The 19,656-nt window shown below is 71.9% G+C and carries 15 protein-coding genes; 6 read left to right on the forward strand and 9 right to left on the reverse strand.

The features are described 5' to 3' along the window. Window positions 1–356: 356 nt before the first annotated feature. The 3 genes from ABD978_RS30070 to ABD978_RS30080 all read right to left on the reverse strand — a co-directional run bounded on the left by ABD978_RS30070 (window position 357) and on the right by ABD978_RS30080 (window position 3,689). On the reverse strand, window positions 357–1,853 hold the full coding sequence (locus tag ABD978_RS30070) for a HAMP domain-containing sensor histidine kinase (RefSeq protein ID WP_345362127.1): 1,497 nt from the start codon (window positions 1,851–1,853) through the stop codon (window positions 357–359). A gap of 8 nt (window positions 1,854–1,861) precedes the next feature. After that, the gene (locus ABD978_RS30075; RefSeq protein WP_425550781.1) at window positions 1,862–2,536 is read right to left on the reverse strand and encodes a response regulator transcription factor; all 675 of its coding nucleotides are present in this window, start codon (window positions 2,534–2,536) and stop codon (window positions 1,862–1,864) included. 172 nt (window positions 2,537–2,708) lie between these two features. After that, window positions 2,709–3,689 carry an aldo/keto reductase gene (locus tag ABD978_RS30080; RefSeq protein ID WP_345362133.1) on the reverse strand — a complete coding sequence of 327 codons (981 nt, stop codon included), beginning with the start codon at window positions 3,687–3,689 and terminating at the stop codon, window positions 2,709–2,711. 120 nt (window positions 3,690–3,809) lie between these two features. Between ABD978_RS30080 and ABD978_RS30085 the strand changes: the two genes are divergently transcribed. Beyond that, window positions 3,810–4,412, forward strand: coding sequence for a TetR/AcrR family transcriptional regulator (locus tag ABD978_RS30085; RefSeq protein WP_345362136.1), 603 nt, complete (start codon window positions 3,810–3,812; stop codon window positions 4,410–4,412). 22 nt (window positions 4,413–4,434) lie between these two features. On the opposite strand, the gene ABD978_RS30090 is transcribed toward ABD978_RS30085, so the two are convergent. The 6 genes from ABD978_RS30090 to aceB form a co-directional block, all read right to left on the reverse strand. Beyond that, a complete protein-coding gene (locus ABD978_RS30090; RefSeq protein ID WP_345362139.1) occupies window positions 4,435–5,178 on the reverse strand; it encodes a hypothetical protein in 744 nt (247 codons plus the stop codon). A 120-nt stretch (window positions 5,179–5,298) separates the two neighbouring features. Further along, window positions 5,299–6,930: an L-lactate permease gene (locus ABD978_RS30095; RefSeq protein WP_345362142.1), complete on the reverse strand. Its 1,632-nt coding sequence runs from the start codon at window positions 6,928–6,930 to the stop codon at window positions 5,299–5,301. A gap of 2 nt (window positions 6,931–6,932) precedes the next feature. Then, window positions 6,933–8,195: a glycolate oxidase subunit GlcF gene (gene glcF / locus ABD978_RS30100; protein ID WP_345362145.1), complete on the reverse strand. Its 1,263-nt coding sequence runs from the start codon at window positions 8,193–8,195 to the stop codon at window positions 6,933–6,935. After that, the gene (locus ABD978_RS30105) at window positions 8,195–9,379 is read right to left on the reverse strand and encodes an FAD-binding oxidoreductase (protein ID WP_345362148.1); all 1,185 of its coding nucleotides are present in this window, start codon (window positions 9,377–9,379) and stop codon (window positions 8,195–8,197) included. Before ABD978_RS30105 ends, glcF begins: the two co-directional genes overlap by 1 nt. 43 nt (window positions 9,380–9,422) lie before the next feature. After that, window positions 9,423–10,865, reverse strand: a complete 1,443-nt coding sequence (locus tag ABD978_RS30110; protein ID WP_345362151.1) for an FAD-linked oxidase C-terminal domain-containing protein — start codon at window positions 10,863–10,865, stop codon at window positions 9,423–9,425. 39 nt (window positions 10,866–10,904) lie between these two features. Then, on the reverse strand, window positions 10,905–12,506 hold the full coding sequence (aceB, locus tag ABD978_RS30115; protein WP_345362154.1) for a malate synthase A: 1,602 nt from the start codon (window positions 12,504–12,506) through the stop codon (window positions 10,905–10,907). A 221-nt stretch (window positions 12,507–12,727) separates the two neighbouring features. Here aceB and hflX point away from each other — a divergent pair, with 221 nt between their 5' ends. The 5 genes from hflX (at window position 12,728) to ABD978_RS30140 (ending at window position 19,033) form a co-directional block, all read left to right on the forward strand. Then, a complete protein-coding gene (gene hflX / locus ABD978_RS30120) occupies window positions 12,728–14,137 on the forward strand; it encodes a GTPase HflX (protein ID WP_345362157.1) in 1,410 nt (469 codons plus the stop codon). Between the two features lie 463 nt (window positions 14,138–14,600). Then, on the forward strand, window positions 14,601–15,812 hold the full coding sequence (gene hutI / locus ABD978_RS30125) for an imidazolonepropionase (RefSeq protein WP_345362160.1): 1,212 nt from the start codon (window positions 14,601–14,603) through the stop codon (window positions 15,810–15,812). Between the two features lie 465 nt (window positions 15,813–16,277). After that, window positions 16,278–17,021 carry a TMEM175 family protein gene (locus ABD978_RS30130; protein ID WP_345362163.1) on the forward strand — a complete coding sequence of 248 codons (744 nt, stop codon included), beginning with the start codon at window positions 16,278–16,280 and terminating at the stop codon, window positions 17,019–17,021. 304 nt (window positions 17,022–17,325) lie between these two features. Further along, on the forward strand, window positions 17,326–18,177 hold the full coding sequence (locus ABD978_RS30135; protein WP_345362166.1) for a DegV family protein: 852 nt from the start codon (window positions 17,326–17,328) through the stop codon (window positions 18,175–18,177). 61 nt (window positions 18,178–18,238) lie between these two features. Further along, window positions 18,239–19,033 (forward strand): ComEA family DNA-binding protein, encoded by a 795-nt coding sequence (locus ABD978_RS30140; protein ID WP_345362169.1) that lies wholly within the window; start codon window positions 18,239–18,241, stop codon window positions 19,031–19,033. Window positions 19,034–19,656: the final 623 nt, after the last annotated feature.

The following is a 19,656-nucleotide window of genomic DNA, read 5'->3' on the forward strand; positions in this document are numbered from 1 at the left end:
CTCATCGTTCGCAAACGGCGGCCTGAGCATCGGACGGCACCCTGAAATCAGGGCGAAAGGGGGCGGACATGACGCCGTACTCGGGGAACGCGGACGTGCCGGTGCACTCGGGCGGAACGGACGCGACAACGCGGGCGAGGCGCGGGGGACACGGAGACGACGTCGCCGTGTTCCGGGTGCTCGTCATCGGCCCCGGAGTCGACGCCGCGCGGCTGGCCGAGCTGACGCCCGCGGAGATCGAGGTCTCGACCGTCGTCGCCGACCCGGACTGCGTCGTCCTCGGGCAGCCCCACGGCGAGCGCGTGCGCCGGGTGGCGGCCGGCCATCCGCGCGCGTTGCTGCTGGTCGTCGTCCCGCTAGCCCCGGCCACCAGCGTCTTCGCCGCCGGGGCGGCCGCCTGCCTCGCCGACGCCGATCCGCGGCTCGTCGCGGCTCAGCTCCGGGCGCTGTGGCGACGTCGCGGCCCCCGGCAGGCGGAGCCACGCCAGGGTCCCGCCGCTCTCCGCGGGCCCCAGCCGGACCTCGCCTCCCGCCTCCGCGACGGCTCGGGCGACGATCGCCAGGCCCAGCCCTGACCCGGGCAGTCCACGGGCGGACGGGGAGCGCCAGAAGCGGTCGAAGACGTACGGCAGGTCCTCGGGCGGGATGCCCGGCCCCTGGTCGCGTACGGTCAGCTCGCCGCCGTTCAGCCGCACGGCGATGGTGCCGTCCGGTGGGCTGAACTTCACGGCGTTGTCGAGGAGGTTCACCACCGCGCGCTCGAGGGAGGCGGCGTGCCCGCGGACGTACCAGGGAGAGACGTCCGCCTCGATGCGCAGGCCGGGGCCGCGCAGCCGCGCCCGGCGCAGGGCGTTGTCGACGGCCTCGTGCAGGGCGACCTCCTCCACGACGTGGGCGTCGGCGGCGGACTCCGACCGGGACAGATCGAGCAGGTCGCCGACGAGGTGGGTGAGCTCGACCAGTTGTGCCTTGACGTTGCCGAGGAGCTTCTGCTTGTCCGCGGTGGGCAGCGGCCGACCGGTCGTCTCGCTGCGCAGCATCAGGTCGACGGTGGTGCGCAGGCTGGTCAGCGGCGTGCGCAGCTCGTGCCCGGCGTCGACGATGAGCTGCTGCTGGCGTTCGCGCGCGCTGGCGAGCGCGCGGGTCATGCTGTTGAACGACCGGCTCAGCCGCGCGATCTCGTCGTGGCCGTCGGCCGGGATCGTGGTGGCCAGGTCCTCGGTGCGGGCGATGTGCTCGACGGCGGCGGTGAGCCGGTCGACGGGGCGCAGCCCGGCGCGGGCGATGAGCAGGCCGGCGGTGGCGGCGCCGACGACCCCGACGGCGGAGACGATGACCAGGAGCACGGCGAGGCTGTCGAGCTTCTCGTTGATCGGGTCGAGGGGCTTGGCGATCGACACCGCGACCCCGCTGCTCGGGTCGCGGTGGGTGAAGACCCGCATCGGGGTGCCGCTCTGGGTACGGCCGTCGCGGCGGACCAGATCGCGCAAGCCCTTCGCTACGTCGACGTCGCTGGTCGCCGGCACGAGCGGGTCGGTGGTGTCCTGAGGGTCGCAGGTGGTGCCGTCGGCCCGTACGACCTGCATGGTGGGCAGGAAGTCGCGGAACCGGTCGGTGCCGTTGCGGGCCGGCTGGGTGCAGATGTCGGTGACGGGGCCGGAGTCCCGACGTGGCGGACCGCCCTGGCCGCCCGGCGGCCCGCCGCCGAACCCGGACCGGGGACTGGACAGGGACTGGTCGAGCTGTTCGACGAGCTGCCGGCGGACGATGAACCAGCACCCGATGGCGCAGGCCGCGACCGCCACCGCCACGGCGAGGCTCGTCAGCACGGCCAGCCGGGTCCGCAGCGACAACCGGGAGATCATGCTTCGCGCAGGACGTACCCGACACCGCGCACGGTGTGGATGAGCCGGGGCTCGCCCATCTTGCGCCGCAGGTACATCACGTAGACGTCGAGGGAGTTGGAGGCGGGCTCGAAGTCGAAGCCCCAGACCGTCTCGAGGATCTGTTCGCGGGTGAGCACCTGACGCGGGTGCGACAGGAACATCTCCAGCAGGGTGTACTCCGTACGGGTCAGGCCGAGTGCCTGGTCGTCCCGGGTGACCTCCCGCGTCAGCGTGTTCATCCGCACGCCGGCGTACTCCAGGACGTCTCCGGGCTCCTCCGCCGGCCGGGTGGTGAGCGCGCTGCGCCGCAGCAGCGCGCGGACCCGGGCCAGCAGTTCGTCCAGTTCGAACGGCTTGACGAGGTAGTCGTCGGCCCCGGCGTCCAGGCCGGTGACCCGGTCGCCGATGGTGTCCCGCGCGGTGAGCATGAGGACCGGTACGGTCTCCCCGCGGGCGCGCAGCCGGCGGCAGGTGGTCAGGCCGTCGAGGCGGGGCATGAGGATGTCGAGCAGGATCAGGTCGGGCTTGACGGCGTCGAGCCTCTCCAGGGCGTCCAGCCCGTCCACGGCGGTCTCGACCTCGTAGTCCTCGAACGCGAGGCTGCTGGCGAGCGACTCTCGGACGGCGGGTTCATCGTCCACGACCAGAATGCGCACGATCCGACGGTACCGGCGCTCGGACCTGCGCGAACCGGGGCGGACGGTCACGCACCGCTTTTTCATGCAACTCTCAGCCGGTTCAAAGGTCGGGAGCGATCCGCCCGTCCAAAGCACGCCGGGTGCTGATCACCTGGGTGCGGCGGCGATCAGCGCCGGGTCGTGGTCACCAGGCGTACGCCTCGGGCGCGGGCTTGGCGCCGTTGGGGGCCGGCGGCGGGAAGAGCTCGTCCAGCCTGGCGAGGGTGTCGTCGTCGAGCGTGATCCGCAGTGCGCGCAGGGAGCCGTCGAGCTGCTCGGTCGTCCGCGGGCCGATGATCGGTCCGGTGACGCCGTCCTGCGCGAGCAGCCACGCGAGCCCGACGTGGGCCGGGTCCTCGCCGAGCTCGGCGCACAGCTTCTCGTACGCCTCGACGGAGTCCCGCTGCTCGGCGAACGCGGCGGCCCAGATGCCCGAGCCGCTGCGGACGGCGCCGCCCTCACGCTGCTTGCGCAGGACGCCGCTGAGCACCCCGCCGTGCAGCGGCGAGTACGGGATCACGCCCAGCCCGTACGCCCGTGCGGCGGGCAGCACCTCCAGCTCGACCCAGCGTGACATCAGGTTGTAGATCGACTGTTCGCTGACCAGCCCGAGGAAGTGCCGGGACCGCGCGGCCTCCTGGGCCTGCGCGATGTGCCAGCCGGCGAAGTTGGACGAGCCGAAATACAGCACCTTGCCCTGCTGGCGCAGGACGCCGAACGCCTCCCAGATCTCCTCCCACGGCGCGCTCCGGTCGATGTGGTGCATCTGGTACAGGTCGATGTGGTCGGTCCGTAGGCGCTTGAGCGACGCCTCGACGGCGCGCCGGATGTGCAGCGCGGACAGGCCGCCCTCGTTGGGCCGGTCTCCCGTCGGGAGGTAGACCTTCGTGGCGAGAACGGTCCTGTCGCGCCGGCCGCCGCCCTGGGCGAACCACCGGCCCAGAATCTCCTCGGTGGCGCCTTCGCCGTAAGAGTCGGCGGTGTCGAAGAAGTTGATGCCGTGCTCGTGCGCCCGGTCCATGATCGCGTGGCTGTCCTCTTCGGACGTTCGGGATCCGAAGTTCATGGTGCCGAGGACGAGCCGGGACACCGAGAGGCCGCTGCGGCCGAGGCGGGTGTACTCCACGTGTTCCAACCTTCCGGGAGGCGTCGCTAGTCGCATCAATGGGGACGCGGTGAAGCTACAACCTGCAACACAAATGATGCAAGTACGCCGTGAACCGTGACGCTGCCGTATGCTTTCTCCATGAAGTCACCGCGGCAGTCGACATCCGCCGGCGCTCGGCCGCTACGCGCGGACGCCGAGCGGACGATGACGGCGATCCTGGAGGCGGCCGAGCGGACCCTCAGCCGCGATCCCGCGGCCACGATGGAGCAGATCGCCGAAGCCGCCGGTGTCGCCCGCACCACCGTGCACCGGCGCTTCGCCACCCGCGAGGCGCTCATCGACGCCCTGGCCGTGTGGGCCACCCAGCGGTTCGCCGCGGCGGTGGACGCCGCCCATCCGGACACGGCTCCGCCGCTGGTCGCCCTCTACCAGACGACCGCGAACGTCCTCGGCGTCAAGGCCGGCTGGGGATTCGCGATGAGCCAGGCATCCTCGGCCAACCCGGAGGTGGCGCGCCTCCACAGCGAGGTGCGGGACACGTGCGAGCGGTTGTTCCGCCGGGCCCGGGAGGCGGGCGTCATGCGCGCGGACGTCGACATCCCGTGGACCCGCCGCGTCTACTACGCCCTCATCCACCAGGCCGCACAGAACACGGACGGGATGGACGCCGACGCCCTCGCCACGCTCGTCGTGGACACCCTGCTCCGCGGCGCGGGCACCCCGCACCCCGACCGCCTGTGACGAGGCGGCGAGGCGAGGCTTCTCAGGACCCGGCGGCCGGCGGGAACTCCACCTTCACGGCCTGCCGGTCGGTGACGAAGCGCGGGTTCCAGACGTACAGCCCGAGGTCGTCCCGCTGGGCGCCCTTGTCCACGCCCAGGTCGGTGGCGACCCTGACCAGGTAGCTCGCGCCCGCGGGGATGAACTGGTCGCCGTCCTGAGACCGGGGCGCAGGGAACCCGAGGGTGTCGACGACCTGCGTCGTGTCGGGCAGCGTGCACATGTCCGTCGGAGCGCCGGGCTGGGGCATGCACCGGCCCGTGCTCGCGACGCTCGCCGGCAGGACCGAGCGCTTGACGAACAGGTCGGCCGGGAAGTCGAGCAGAGCGGGCCGGGTGCCGGTGTTGGTGATGACGTAGTCGACGTAGGCGAGCGTCGCGCCGTCCGGCGGCGGTGTTCTGGTCCCGGCGAGCGGCTTGTCGGCGGTGCCGGACTCCACCGCGGCGATCGAGTAGGTGTAGCCGTCCGGGGTGGTGAGGTCGAGCTTCGGGCCGGGCTTGAGCTGGGCCAGGGTCCGTCCGTGCGCGGTCCCCGCCGCGGCGGCGTCGGTCCTGGCCGCCGCCACGGTGCCCGGACCGTGCTGGGCGTGGTTCTCGTGCGACCGGACGGCGAAGATCAATCCGGCCACGGCGGCCACTCCGACGACGCCGGTGACACCGCCCGCGATGCCGAGACGAACGGTGTTCCCGGCCTTCTTCCGTCGATGGGAGCGGTGGCTCGCTGGCATTGATCATCCCGGTTCGGTGCCTGTACGCGGGCGAGTCGCAGCCTCGCGTCGATCGTTTGCAGGGGACAAAAGATAGCAAAGCAGGTCGGGACCGAGAATTACCGCGGCGATGACCGTTCGTCAGGGCACCATCCACGACAGAATGGCGCTGGCCTGCAAAAGGGCCAGCACGCACATACCGGCGAGAAAGATCAAACCCCAAATGATCACTCGGCGGAAGATGTCGCCCTCCCGGCCGTCCAGTCCGACCGCCGCCGCGGCGATCGCCAGGTTCTGCGGGGAGACCATTTTGCCGAGCACGCCGCCGGAGCTGTTGGCGGCCGCCAGGAGCACCGGAGACAGGTCGGCCCGGCCCGCGGCGGCCACCTGCAGGGCGCCGAACAGGGAGTTCGATGAGGTGTCGGAGCCGGTCACCGCGGTCCCGAGCCAGCCGAGGATGGGGGACAGGAACGCGAAGAATCCCCCGGCACCCGCCATCCAGGTGCCCAAGGTGATCGTCTGTCCCGAGGCGTTCATCACGAACGCCAGCGCCAGGACGAGCATGACGGTGAGAATCGCCCACCGCAGCTGCACCAGGGTGTCGCGATAGGCGCGCAGCGCGCCGCGGACCGACATCCGCAAAATGATCATGGTGAGCAGTCCGGCGGCCAGCATCTGGGTGCCCGGAGACGTCAGGTAGTTCAGCGTGAAGGTCGGCAGGGAAAGCGTTCCACCCGCCGCGCTCTTCAGGTGCAGACCGGGCCACCGCACCGTCTGAGTCGCCTCGCCGAGGGCGTTCTTGACCGCCGTGATCTGGCAGACGACGAACACCGCGATGATCGTCGCGTACGGCAGGTAGGCGCGCAGGACCTCCCGGCGGTCGTCCGGGCGGGCCACCCGCTCGGCGAACTCCGGCGTCGGCTCGTCCGCCGCGCCGCCCGCCACGACCGCCGGGCCGCTCGGACGCAGTCGCGGCCGCACCATCGCGACCACCGCCGCCACGGACACCAGCGAGGCCACCACGTCCGCCAGCGGAACCGACACGAAGTTCGACGTGGCGTACTGCGCGACCGCGAACGCCACCCCGCAGACCAGCGCGACCGGCCAGGTCTGCCGCAGGCCCCGGCGCCCGTCGACGATGCTCACCAGCACGAGCGGCACGAACAGCGCGAGGATCGGCGTCTGCCGCCCGACCATCGCGCCGAGCGTGTCACTCGACTGCGACGTCACCTTCCCGAGCGTGAGGATCGGGGTGGCCATCGCCCCGAAGGCGACCGGCGCGGTGTTCGCGGTCAGCGCCAGCACCGCCGCCTTCAGCGGCCGGAACCCCAGCGCGATCAGCATGACCGAGGTGACCGCCACCGGCGTGCCGAACCCCGCGAGCGCCTCCAGCAGCGCGCCGAACGAGAACGCGATGATGATCGCCTGGATCCGCTGGTCGTCGCTGACCCGCGCGAACGATCGCCGCAGCACGTCGAAGTGCCCGGTCTGCACGGTCATCGTGTAGACCCAGATCGCGTTGATCACGATCCACAGGATCGGGAAGAACCCGAACGCCGCCCCTTCGGTCCCGGCCAGGACCGCCTGGCCGACCGGCATGCCGTACGTCCAGACCGCCACGAGCAGCGCGACGGCGAGGGCTGTCAGGGAGGCGGTCCACGCCCGCATCCGTACGACGCCGAGCAGCACGAACAGCGTCAGCAGCGGCAGCGCGGCGACCAGCGAACTCCAGGCGAGGGAATGTGCGACGGGATCCAGCACTTGGCGGAACACGCTCACCTCCGGGAGAGAAACGACTCCTTGCCGATCCCCCGAATGGACGCGTCCAGGATCTCCGCCGTGTGGGCCACCGGGAGCTCCCGTCCCTGGCGGCGCAGCGCGGTGGTGATCTGCAGGGTGCAGCCGGGATTGGCCGCGACGAGCAGGTCCGCGCCGGTGGCCGCGACGTTCCGCGCCTTGCGGTCACCGAGTTCGCTCGCCGCCTCCGGCTGCAGCAGGTTGTAGACGCCGGCCGATCCGCAGCAGATCTCCGGGTCGGCGACCTCCCGGATCCGCAGGCCGGGGATGCCGCCGAGCAGCGACCGGGGCTGCGCGCGGACCCCCTGGGCGTGCCCGAGGTGGCACGCGTCGTGGTAGGCGACCGTCAGCTCGAGCGGGTGCCGGGTGGCGCGCGGCCCGAGCTCGGCCAGGAACTCCGCGAGGTCGCGGGTCCTGGCGGACAGCGCCGCCGCCCGCTCGGCCCACTCCGGGTCGTCGGCGAGCACCGCGCCGTAGTCCTTCATCGCCGACCCGCACCCGGCCGCGTTGACCACGATGACGTCCACGTCCGCGAACGCCTCGATCACCGCGCGGGCGAACGCCTTGGCCTCCTCGGCCCGCCCGCTGTGCAGCGAGAGCGCGCCGCAGCAGCCCTGGCCCTTCGGGACGATGACGTCGCAGCCCTCCATGGCCAGGACGCGGGCCGTGGCGGCGTTCACGCCGGGAAAGAACTCCCGCTGCACGCACCCGGTCAGCATCCCGACGACGGCGCGGCGCTCACCGCGGGCGGCGACGCGCTCCGGAAGGCGCACGCGCCGGGCAGGCGGCGGCGTCAGGCGTTCCATCGCCGCCAGGGTGGGGGAGACCCGTTCCAGGAGCGGCCCGAGGTCGAGGTGCAGCCGGCGGTACGCGCGCAGCGGCCCGCGCAGCGCCCGCAGCCGCCGCGGGTACGGGAAGACCGCGAAGATCAGCTCGCGCAGCAGCCGCTCCCCGCGCGACCGCGGCTGGTCGTCCTCGATCCGCTCCCGCGTCAGCTCGATGAGCCGGTCGTAGCGGACCCCGGACGGACAGGCGGTCACGCACGCCATGCAGCCGAGGCAGCGGTCGACGTGCTCGACGGTCGACGCGGTCAGCGGCCCGCCGCGCTCCAGCTGGTCCATGAGGTGGATGCGGCCGCGCGGCGAGTCCATCTCCTCGCCCCACAGGACGTACGTCGGGCAGGTCGGCAGGCAGAACCCGCAGTGCACACAGTCGTCGAGCAGCCTCCGGAACTCCTCCATCAGATACCTCCGGCGAAGCGGCCCGGCGCCAGCCGGTGCTCGGGGTCGAACTGGTCCTTGACCCGCCGCATCAGCGGCAGCGCCGGAATCGGCCCCCACCGGTCGAGCCGTACGCCCGCCGGTGCCGTGAGCGCGACGGCCGTGCCGTGGCGGCGCAGCCGCCGCAGGGCGTCGTCCGCGCCGTCGGCGGGCAGCGCGACATGCCACACGCCGCGCCCGGCCGACCCGCGGATCCGCGCCGCGCCCTCGAGTCCGGTCGGCAGGCCCTCGAGCTCGGTCAGCAGGTCCGCGAGGGCGGTGGGCAGGGCCCGTACCTCGACCAGGACCTCGCCGTCGGGGAGGCGGCCCCACCAGCCCGGCGGGCCTTCGCCGACCCGGCCGCCGATGAGGCTCCGCGCCGCCTCCGCCCGGGGCGGAACGCCGTCCGGCACGCCTTCGAACAGCGCCGCCACGGTGATCGGACCGGGGCCGTCCACCTCGATCGCGGCCGGTACCAGCGCCGAGTGCAGCAGGGCCTGGGCCATGTCGAGGGCCTGCGCGGCGTCGGCGGCCGTGGCCGAGACGTACGCCGCCGCGCGCGGCACCGGATGCAGCCGGAACGCCGCCTCGACGATCAGGCCCAGCGTTCCGTACGACCCGGTGAACAGCTTGCCGAGGTCGTACCCGGCGACGTTCTTCACGACCTTGCCGCCCGCGTGCGCGACGACGCCGTCGGCGCGGACGACCGTGATGCCGATCAGCAGGTCGCGGGCCGAGCCGTACAGCAGCCGGCGCGGCCCGGCGCTCCCGGTCGCCAGGATCCCGCCCACGGTGCCGCCCGGCGGCAGCGGGTCGAGGGCGAGCTGCTGCCCCGCGCCCGCGAGCACCGCGCGCAGGTCGTCCAGGGCGAGCCCCGCCTCGGTCTTGACGACGAGGTCCCCGGCCGCGTGCTCGACGATCCGGCCGAGGCGGCGGGTGTCCACGAGCAGGTCGCAGCCGTCGGGCGGCGCGCCCCAGTGCGTCTTGGTGCCCGCACCGCGCGGCACGACCGTGAGCCCGTGCCCGGCGGCGGCCCGCATCAGGTCGGCGGCCTCCGCGACCGTCGCGGGCGCGGCGACGTACGACGGTGTCAGTCCTTGTACGGCGTCGCCCGCCTCGCCCGGGCGGACCTCGCACGCCTTCGCGAGATCGTCGAGGGCGGTCATCGAAGAACCGCCGGCAGTGAGTCCGCCATCAGAACAGGCGCCATCAGAACAGGTCCGCCTTTCCGCTCTCCACCAGCGGATGCACGCCCTTGCGCCGTCCGGGGACCTCGCCGCAGAGCCGGGGCGTGGGGTACACCTTGCCCGGGTTGCAGAGTCCGGCCGGGTCGAACGCGCACCGCACCATCTGCATCGTGTCCAGGTCCTCGCCGGTGAACATCCGGGGCATGTGCTCGACCTTGTCGATGCCGACGCCGTGCTCGCCGGTGATCGACCCGCCGTGCTCGATGCACAGGTCGATGATCCGCCCGGAGACCTCCTCGGCGCGTTCGCCCGCACCCGCCTCCGAACCGTCGAACAGCACCAGTGGGTGGAGGTTGCCGTCGCCGGCGTGGAAGACGTTCGCGACGCGCACGCCGCGCTCCCGCGAGATCGCGTCGATGCGCGCGAGGACCTGCGGCAGCATCGTCCGGGGAATGACGCCGTCCTGCACGATGTAGTCCGGGCTGATCCGCCCGACCGCGGCGAACGCCGACTTGCGGCCCCGCCAGATCAGCCCGCGCTCGGTGTCGTCGGCGGCGACCCGGAGCTCGAACGCCTCCGCGCACAGCTCCTTCACCCGCTCGAACTGAGCGTCCACCTCCGACGCGGGACCGTCCAGCTCGACGATCAGCACGGCGCCCGCGCCGGGCGGGTAGCCGCAGCTCACCGCGGCCTCCGCCGCCTCGATGGACAGGGCGTCCATCATCTCGATCGCGGCGGGCACCACCCCGTCGGCGATGATGGCCGACACGGCCGCGCCGGCCCGCTCCATCGAGTCGAACCCGGCCAGCAGCGTGCGCACGGTCTCCGGCAGGCGCGTCAGCCGTACGGTGACCTTGGTCGTGATGCCGAGCGTGCCCTCCGAGCCGACGAACGCGCCCAGCAGGTCGTAGCCGGGCCCCTCGGTCAGCTCGACGATCTCCCCGTCCGGCGTGACCACCTCGCAGGCCAGGACGTGGTTCACGGTGAAGCCGTACTTCAGGCAGTGCGCGCCGCCGGAGTTCTCCGCGACGTTGCCGCCGATCGAGCAGACCTGCTGGCTCGACGGGTCGGGTGCGAAGTAGTAGCCGTACGGCCGCGCCGCCCGGGTGACGTCGAGGTTGATGACACCGGGCTCGACGACCGCGCGCTGGTTGGCGGCGTCGACCTCCAGGACGCGGCGCATCCTGGAGGTCACGATCAGCACGCCGTCCGTACGGGGGAGGGCGCCGCCGGACAGGCCGGTGCCCGACCCGCGCGCGACGTACGGCACGCCCGCGTCCGCGCAGGCCCGGACGATCGCCGCGATCTGCTCGGCGGTGTCCGGCAGCACGACCACGCCGGGCGTGGCACGGTGATAGGTCAGCCCGTCGCAGTCGTACGTGGCCAGCTCCGCCGGATCGCTGATGACACTCTCCGCGCCGACGATCTCCCTGAGCCGTTCCGCGAGCGCGTCCAGTAGTGCCATACCAGATATCCTCGCCCTTTTTTCGTTGATCGGCGAGGGTCAGGGCATCCGCTCGTACGCCGGGAGCGTAAGGAAATCGGCGTAGTCGTCGGCGAGCGCCACCTCCGTGAAGAGCGACGCCGCGTCGGCGAACAGCTGCTCGTCGAACGCGTCGCCGTACGACTCGCGGATCTTGCCGAGCTCCTCCTCGATGATCCGCTCCACCAGCTCCCTCGTGATCTTGGGGCCGTCGGCCAGGCTCACGTCGTTGTGCAGCCACTGCCAGATCTGGGAGCGGGAGATCTCGGCGGTCGCGGCGTCCTCCATCAGGTTGAAGATGGCGACGGCGCCGTTGCCGCCGAGCCAGGTGGCGATGTACTGCAGGCCGACGCTGATGTTGTTGCGCAGCCCCGCCTCGGTGATCTCGCCCGGCGTCTTGTCCACGGACAGCAGGTCCGACGCGGAGACGGAGACCTCCTCGCGGAGCCGGTCGAGCTGGTTCGGCTTCTCGCCGAGGACCCCGTCGAAGATCTCGCGGCAGACCGGCACCAGGTCGGGGTGGGCGACCCAGGAGCCGTCGAAGCCGTCGTTGCTCTCGCGGGTCTTGTCCGCCCGCACCTTCTCGAACGCGGCCTTGTTGACCGCCTCGTCGCGGCGCGACGGGATGAACGCGGCCATGCCGCCGACCGCGTGCGCGCCGCGCTTGTGGCACGTGCGCACGAGCAGTTCGGTGTACGCGCGCATGAACGGCGCCGTCATCGTGATCGCGTTGCGCTCCGGCAGCAGGAACCGCCGCCCGCGGGCACGGAACTTCTTGATGACGGAGAACAGGTAGTCCCAGCGGCCCGCGTTCAGCCCCGCGGAGTGGTCCCGCAGCTCGTACAGGATCTCCTCCATCTCGAACGCCGCCGGGATGGTCTCGATCAGGACCGTGGCCCGGATCGTGCCGCGCGGGATCTCCAGGAGGTCCTGGGCGAGGTTGAAGACGTCGTTCCAGAGGCGCGCCTCCAGGTGGCTCTCCATCTTCGGCAGGTAGAAGTACGGTCCCTTGCCCTTGTCGAGCTGCCGCCGCGCGCAGTGGAAGAAGTACAGGCCGAAGTCGAACAGCGAGCCGGACATTCGCGCGCCGTCGACGAGGACGTGTTTCTCGTCGAGGTGCCAGCCGCGCGGACGGACGACGATCGTCGCGAGCTCCTCGTCCGGCTTCAGCCGGTAGGACTTGCCGCCCGTCTCGAAGTCGATCGTGCGGTCCAGAGCGTCGCGGAGGTTGAGCTGGCCGCCGACCATGTTCTCCCACAGCGGCGTGTTCGCGTCCTCGAAGTCGGCGAGCCACACCTTGGCGCCGGAGTTCAGGGCGTTGATGGTCATCTTCCGGTCGGTCGGACCGGTGATCTCCACGCGGCGGTCTTCCAGGCCGGGCGCGGGCTTGGCGACCCGCCAGGAGTCGTCATGGCGGACGGTCGCCGTGTCCGGCAGGAAGTCCAGCGTGCCGCCCCGGGTCAGCTCCTCCTGCCGCTCGGCGCGTTTGCGCAGCAGCTCGTCCCGGCGGCCGCCGAACTCACGCTGCAGGGCGGCGAGGAAGCCGAGCGCCTCGGGCGTGAGGATCTCATCGTGACGCTCGCCGACCGGGCCGGTCAGCTCCACGCCTTGAGGTTCGGACATCGGCGCCATCCTTTCGCACAGTGAAATTATTCTTCTGCTTGATGGAAACGATATTAAGATCGCCGCAGCTCGGTCAACGGGGCCGGAGTACTCCTCCCCCCTCGGGGAAGCCCACACTCGGGACGGCGCCGGCCGGTCCGGAATAAGTAGGTGTGCTCCCGGCGTCGGCATGGGAGCATCGGGGAAGATCCGGCGACGTTCCGGCGTTGACATGGGGGAACATGACGAACTTTTCTTTCGAAGACCCAGAGCAGACCCCGCTGACCGGTGAGCTGGACCTGGAGGACCGGCAGGCGCTGCGGCGCGTGGCCGGCCTGTCCACGGAGCTCAGCGACGTCACCGAGGTCGAATACCGCGCGCTGCGCCTCGAGCGCGTCGTCCTCATCGGCGTCTGGACCGACGGCGACGAGGCTCAGGCCGAGAACTCCCTGCGCGAGCTCGCGCTCCTCGCCGAGACCGCCGGATCCGACGTTCTCGAGGGCATGGTCCAGCGGCGTTCCAAGCCCGACCCGGCGACCTACATCGGGTCCGGCAAGGCGGCGGAGCTGCGCGACGTCGTCATCTCCACCGGCGCCGACACCGTGATCTGCGACGGCGAGCTGACTCCGAGCCAGCTCCGTCAGCTCGAGGAGATCGTCCAGGTCAAGGTGATCGACCGGACGGCTCTCATCCTCGACATCTTCGCCCAGCACGCCAGCAGCCGCGAGGGCAAGGCGCAGGTCGAGCTGGCCCAGCTCGAGTACCTCATGCCCCGCCTCCGCGGCTGGGGTGGCAACCTGTCCCGGCAGGTCGGCGGCCGCGCCGCCGGCGGCGTCGGCATCGGCGGACGCGGCCCCGGTGAGACGAAGATCGAGCTGGACCGGCGCCGGATCCGGTCCCGCATGGCCCGGCTGCGCCGCCAGATCGACGAGATGGGCAAGGCGCGCGACACGAAGCGGTCCCGGCGGCGCACCCGCCAGGTCCCCTCGGTCGCGATCGCCGGCTACACCAACGCCGGCAAGTCCAGCCTGCTCAACCGCGTGACCGGCGCCGGCGTCCTCGTCGAGGACGCGCTGTTCGCCACCCTGGACCCCACGGTCCGGCGGGCCAGCACGCCGAACGGCCGGGCCTTCACGATCGCCGACACCGTCGGTTTCGTGCGCCACCTGCCGCACCAGCTCGTCGAGGCGTTCCGCTCGACGCTGGAGGAGGTCGCCGACGCGGACCTGATCCTGCACGTCGTCGACGGCTCCGACATAGACCCGGAGTCGCAGATCGCCGCGGTCCGCGAGGTGCTGCGCGAGCTCGGCGCCGACGACGTGCCCGAGCTCATCGTGATCAACAAGGCCGACGTGGCCGACGCCCTCTCCCTGGCCCGGCTCCGCCGCCGTGAGCCGCACAGCGTCGTCGTCTCGGCGCGTACCGGCGAGGGCCTGACAGGGCTCCTCGAAGCGATCGAGGAGAACCTCCCGCGCGGCGACCACGAGGTCCACGCCCTGGTGCCGTACGAGCGCGGCGACCTGGTCGCCCGGGTGCACGACCTCGGTGAGGTGCTCTCCCAGGAGCACACCCCCGACGGCACGGCGCTGCACGCCCGGGTGCCGGCACGGGTGGCCGGCGAGCTGGAGCCGTACGTCACCGCACACGCCTGAGTGATAAGGCCGTACGGATGAGTCCGGATGCGGATTCCGCCGTACGGCACTGCCCGGCATAATCGTTCATTTCGCGAGTCGGCGGCGGCCGTTTCGGCCGTCGCCGGTTCCGGGGCGGAACCGAGTTCGTGGTACGGAACCGAGGATCCCGGCATTCCGTCGTTCGGTACGGCGGGGCGTTCCGGGTGAGGTATCTTCGATGCACCTGTAGCAGTCGGCCGCTGGGGCGGTTTGGAAGCGGTATGTCGCGTGAGGCTGTACAGCGTGGCCTTCCGTGCACTACCGTGACGAAACCGATATTCCCGGGCTCGTTGCTCCAGGTGGTCGGCTGATCACCCCTAATTCTTCCGACTTGGGTCCGTCGGCAATGCCGCCGGCGTAATCGAGCGAGAGCAGGTGACCCGCTGCATGGCGTCCGGACACCCTTCACCGGCGCGCGCCCGCAGAACGGGGCGGTGACGCGATGACCGTGCGTTTGCTGACGAATATCGGCCGGCTGTGGACCGGCACCGATGTGTGCAGCAACGCGGCCATTCTCGTGCACGACGACCGGATCGTATGGGCCGGTCCCGCCTCGGACCTTCCGCAGAGCGTCCCCGGTGTCATCGACGACATCGTCGATGTCGACCACGTCGAGAACCTCGGTGGCGGCCTCGTCACGCCCGGCCTCATCGACGCGCACTCGCACCCGGTCTACGCCGGGAACCGCTGGGCCGAGCTGGCCATGCGCACGAGCGGGTCGACCAACAACGAGATCGTCGCCGCGGGCGGCGGCGTCGCCTCCACGGTCACCGTGACCCGCGGCACCGACCCCTGGACCCTGTGCAACAACGTCCGTGAACGGCTCCGGCAGTGGATCTGCGCCGGCACGACCACGGTCGAGGCGAAGACCGGATACCACCTCACCCGCGACGGCGAGCTGGCCGACGTCCGGATGCTGCGCTCGCTCGAGGAAGAACCCTCGATGCCGCGCATCCACGCGACGTTCCTCGCCGCGCACATGCTGCCGCCGGAGTACTTCGGCCGCCGCCGCGACTACATCGAGGCGGTCCGCCTGTGGGCCGGTGACGCGGCGGCCGCGGGCGCCGACAGCATCGACGTCTACTGCGACGAGGGCCACTTCACGCCGGACGAGGCCCGCGTCCTGCTCATGACCGGCCAGCGCGTCGGCCTGAAGGCGCGCCTGCACGCCTGCGCCAACGAGCGGGTCGGCGCCGCCCAGGTCGCGGCGGAGGTCGGCTGCGCCTCGGCCGACCTGCTCACCGAGGCCAACGACGACGACATCAAGGCGCTGCACCACGGCGGCGTCGCCGCGACGGTCTGCCCCGGCAGCGCCCTGCACAACGGCCGCACCCCGCCGGTCCGGGCCATGCTCGACCGCGGCGTCACGCTCGCGCTCGGCACCGACCACAACCCCGGCCAGTGCGGCATCACCTCGATGCCGCTGGTGATCGGGCTGTCGGTCGCGATGTTCGGCCTCAGCGTGAACGAGGCGCTCCGCGCGGCCACGCTCGGCGGCGCGGCCGCCCTCCGCGTGTCCGACCGCGGCGCGCTCGTCCCGGGCATGTACGCCGACATGGTCCTGTGGGACGCCGACCACGAGGGCGCGTTCGCCTGGGCCTTCGGCCTCCGCGCGCTCCGCGTCTGGCGCGGCGGCGTCCCCGTCCAGCCGTAAGACGACAGCCCGGCACGCCGTACGCATGAGGCGCCGCCGTCCAGCGACGCCTCGGCACGCTGCCGGTATGCCCCTGCGACCCCTCGACGCGACCGCAAGACGGCCCACCTCGCCCGCGCCCTGACATGACCCTGTGTCGTCGGGCGGGCAGGGTCAGGCCCTCTACGCTCGGCCCTGCGCCGTCGGGCGGGCCGCCTCAAGCTCCCTACGTATGGAACTGGGCCGTGGACGGGCGGCCTCAGCGTGCGATGCGTCTGGTGCGTCGGTGAAGTCGGCGCGGCGGCCATGGCGCGGTCGGCGTCGTGCGCCGTGCGTCGGCGCGTACCGAAGGCTCGGTGACCGGGGTGACGAAAGCGGACGAACGCCGCAAGTCATCTTCCGAGTCCGACCTTCACCGAGCATCCTGTCCGGCCGAGTCCGCGTACGATGCGGCTCCACCGTGCTGATCATTTGGAGTCGTCTGTCGTGTCCGAGCGTGTTGGTGAAACCGAGGAGGCGGCGACCGCGGTCACCCCAAGCCGGCTGGCGGCGTTCAGTGATGGCGTGATCGCGATCGCGGCGACGCTGCTCATCCTCGAAGTGAAGGCCCCGGCCGCCGATGAAGAGGTGTGGCCCGCGCTACGCCACGAGTGGCCGGCCCTCGCGGCGTACGCCGTCAGCTTTCTGGTGATCGGCATCGCGTGGATCCACCATCACAACCTGTTCCACCAGGTGCGACGCGTCGATCGCGGCCTGCTCCTCCTGAACCTCGGCATGCTGGCGACCCTGGCGTACCTGCCGCTGCCGACCGCCACGCTCGGCAACCACCTCACCGGCGACGACGCCGTCCCGGCCGCCGTCTTCTACTCGGCGTCGGTCCTGGTGACGGCGGTCTGGTTCACACTGCTGTGGAACCACCTCTGTGCCCGGCCGCACCTGTTGCATCCGGGAGGCCGGGAGGTGGCGCGTGAGGCGCGCCGCCGGTCGTTGGTGGGCCCGGTGAGCTATCTCCTGTCCGGACTGGTCGCGTTCGTCAGCCCGATCGGCTCTCTGGCGCTCAACGCCGCGATCATCATTTACTTCGTCGTGGGCCGTCGGTCCCCGGCCGCCCGCGTACAGCGCCCCGCGTCGGCGTCGGCCACCGGCTCCGGGGAAGCGGACGCGGAGGAAGGGGCCGAGGAAGCGTCGATCAGAGCCGGAGACGGCGAGCCGTCCACCACGCCTCAATGACCTTCGGCGCCGTTCGGCCCTTCGGTGCCGTGTGATCTTCCGGAGCCGCGCGGCCTTCGGCGCGCCCGGGCCTTCGGGGCGTCGGCCGGATCCGCAGGGGGTCGGCCGGATCCGATGCGCGTACGAAAGTCTCGGCGAACGCCGTAGAAAGTCAGTCCCATATCGCCGCATAGCGGGACAAGGTGCTGTCGCGCGACGACCTTTTCCGAGAGTTGCGGTCCGCCACCGGAGCAGCCGTAACGGGGAGCGACGCGCTGAGGCCGGGTTGCGCGGCTGATATGACGTGTCGTCCTAAACTCCCGGTATGACAGCACCCGTCGCGGTCGTCACTGATTCCACCGCCTATCTGCCCGACGAACTGGTCGTGGCACACGGCGTCGTGGTGGTGCCTCTGCAGGTCGGGGTCGGCGGGCAGACCTTCGAGGAGGGCTCAGGGCGAACCGCCGCGGAGGCGGGTCAGGGTTTCCGGGACTGGCGTCCGGTCACGACGTCCCGGCCCTCGCCGGAGAGCTTCGCCGTCGCGTACCGGCAGGCGGCCGAGTCGGGGGCCATCGGGGTGGCGTCCATACATCTGTCCGCGGAGATGTCGGGAACCGTCGAGTCCGCCCGGCTCGCCGCCGAAGAGGCGTCCATCCCGGTCCGGGTGGTGGACAGCCGTTCCCTCGGCATGGGGCTCGGCTTCTCGGTGCTGGCCGCCGCCCGGGCCGCGGTCGGCGGCGGCGATCTCGACGCCGTGGCCGATGCGGCCGTCCGGCGCATCCGCGCGACCCGCTCCCTCTTCTACGTCGACACGCTGGAGCACCTGCGCCGGGGCGGGCGGATCGGAGCGGCGGCGACGTTGCTGGGATCGGCTCTGATGATCAAACCGTTGCTGCGCATCGTCGAGGGCCGCATCGCGCCCCTGGAGAAGGTCCGCACGACCTCCCGCGCCCTCGCCAGGCTGGAGGAGCTGGCCGTCGAACTGGCCGGCGACCGACCCGTGGACATCGCCGTCCAGCACTTGGCGGCTCCCGTACGGGCCGCGGCTCTGGCCGGCCACCTGCGGGAACGTGTCCCGGACCTGCACGATCTGTACGTCGGCGAGGTGGGGCCGGTCATCGGCGCGCATGTGGGCCCCGGGATGCTCGGCGTCGCGGTCTCCCGCCGGGAGTCGTAAGTTATCCACAATCCGCGCTGGGCCCGTCGCCGAAGGTGACCGGTCCGTTAGCGTCGGCGGCATGTCCAGCCTCGATCCCACCGCATTCGACCGGCTCCGCGACGTCTTCCGGCCACCGCGGTCGTTCGGGCCCGGCGATGACACGGGCGATGAGCCGCCGGGCGCGGCGTTACGCTCAGCGCCCCGCGATCCCGGCGGACGGGTGCGGCTCGATCCGGGCATCCCCGGTCTCCGGGTGCTGGCGGCGGTCGGCCTCCTCGCGGCGCTCGTCGCGGCCGCCTACCTCTGGTGGTCTCGCCCTGAGCCGCAGCCCGCGCCCGCGGCCGTCGTACGCTCCGCGGCGCATCCGGCCGCTTCGCTGGGCGCCTCGTCGCCCGACCGCGGCGTGCCCACGGCACTGGCCACGCCCGCGGTGTCCTCGTCACCGGTGCTGGTCGACGTCGCCGGGAAGGTGCGACGTCCTGGCGTGGTGAGCCTGCCGTCCGGCGCGCGGGTGATCGACGCGATCAAGGCGGCCGGGGGCGTCCGGCCCGGTGCCCGGACCGGCGCTCTCAACCTGGCACGCCGGGTCGTGGACGGCGAACAGATCCTCGTCGGAGTCGACGCGACGCCTGCGCCCGCCGTCCCGTCGGGCGCGCCCCCAGGCGCAGCGACGCCCTCCAGAGCGCCGCTCGACCTGAACACCGCCAGCGTCGCCCAGCTCGATCAACTTCCGGGCGTCGGCCCAGTGCTGGCCCAGCGCATCGTCGACTACCGCACTCAGCACGGTGCCTTCCGGTCCGTCGAAGAGTTGCGGCAGGTGTCCGGCATCGGAGCCGCCAAGTTCGGCGATCTCAAAGGCCTGGTGACCGTGTGAGCACGGAAGCTACAGCGACCGGCCGCTGCCCGAGGGCTACGCTTCGGGCGGCCTGTCCGAGGGATCCACGAGCGTGAGCACCGACGACGAGCCGACAGACGAGGCCGCTACGGCCGGCCCGACCGGCGAGGTCTCGGCGGACGGGCGGCCGAGGGGCGAGGTCTCTGCGGGTGGGCCGCGGATCGGTGAGGGCTCTGGGTGCGGCCCGACGGGTGAGGTCTCGGCGGACGGGCGACTGACGGGGGAGGTTTCTGCGGGCGGGCCGCGGATCGGTGACGGCTTTGCGGGCGGCTCGACGGGTGAGGTCTGGGCGGGTGGGCGCCCGGGGGAGGGGGTCTCGGCGGGTGGGCCACCGGTCGGCGAGGTCTTCGCGAGTGGCCCGACGGCTGAGGCTTCTCCGGAGCGGCCGATGGGCGAGGTTTCCGAAGGTCGGCTGACTAAGGAGGTGTCTGCGGATGTGCTGTCGGGCGAGGCCTCCGGGCATGGGCCGTTGGGTGGTGAGCCCGAACCTGACCTTTCGACGGGCGGCGGGCACGACCTGCGGTTGGCGGCGCCGGCGGTGGGCGCCTGGTCGGCTGCGCTGGTGTTGCTAGGTCTTGGCACGGCGGTGGCGTACGTGACCG

The sequence above is a fragment of the Actinoallomurus liliacearum genome, assembly GCF_039542035.1.
Classification (GTDB): Bacteria; Actinomycetota; Actinomycetes; order Streptosporangiales; family Streptosporangiaceae; genus Actinoallomurus; species Actinoallomurus liliacearum.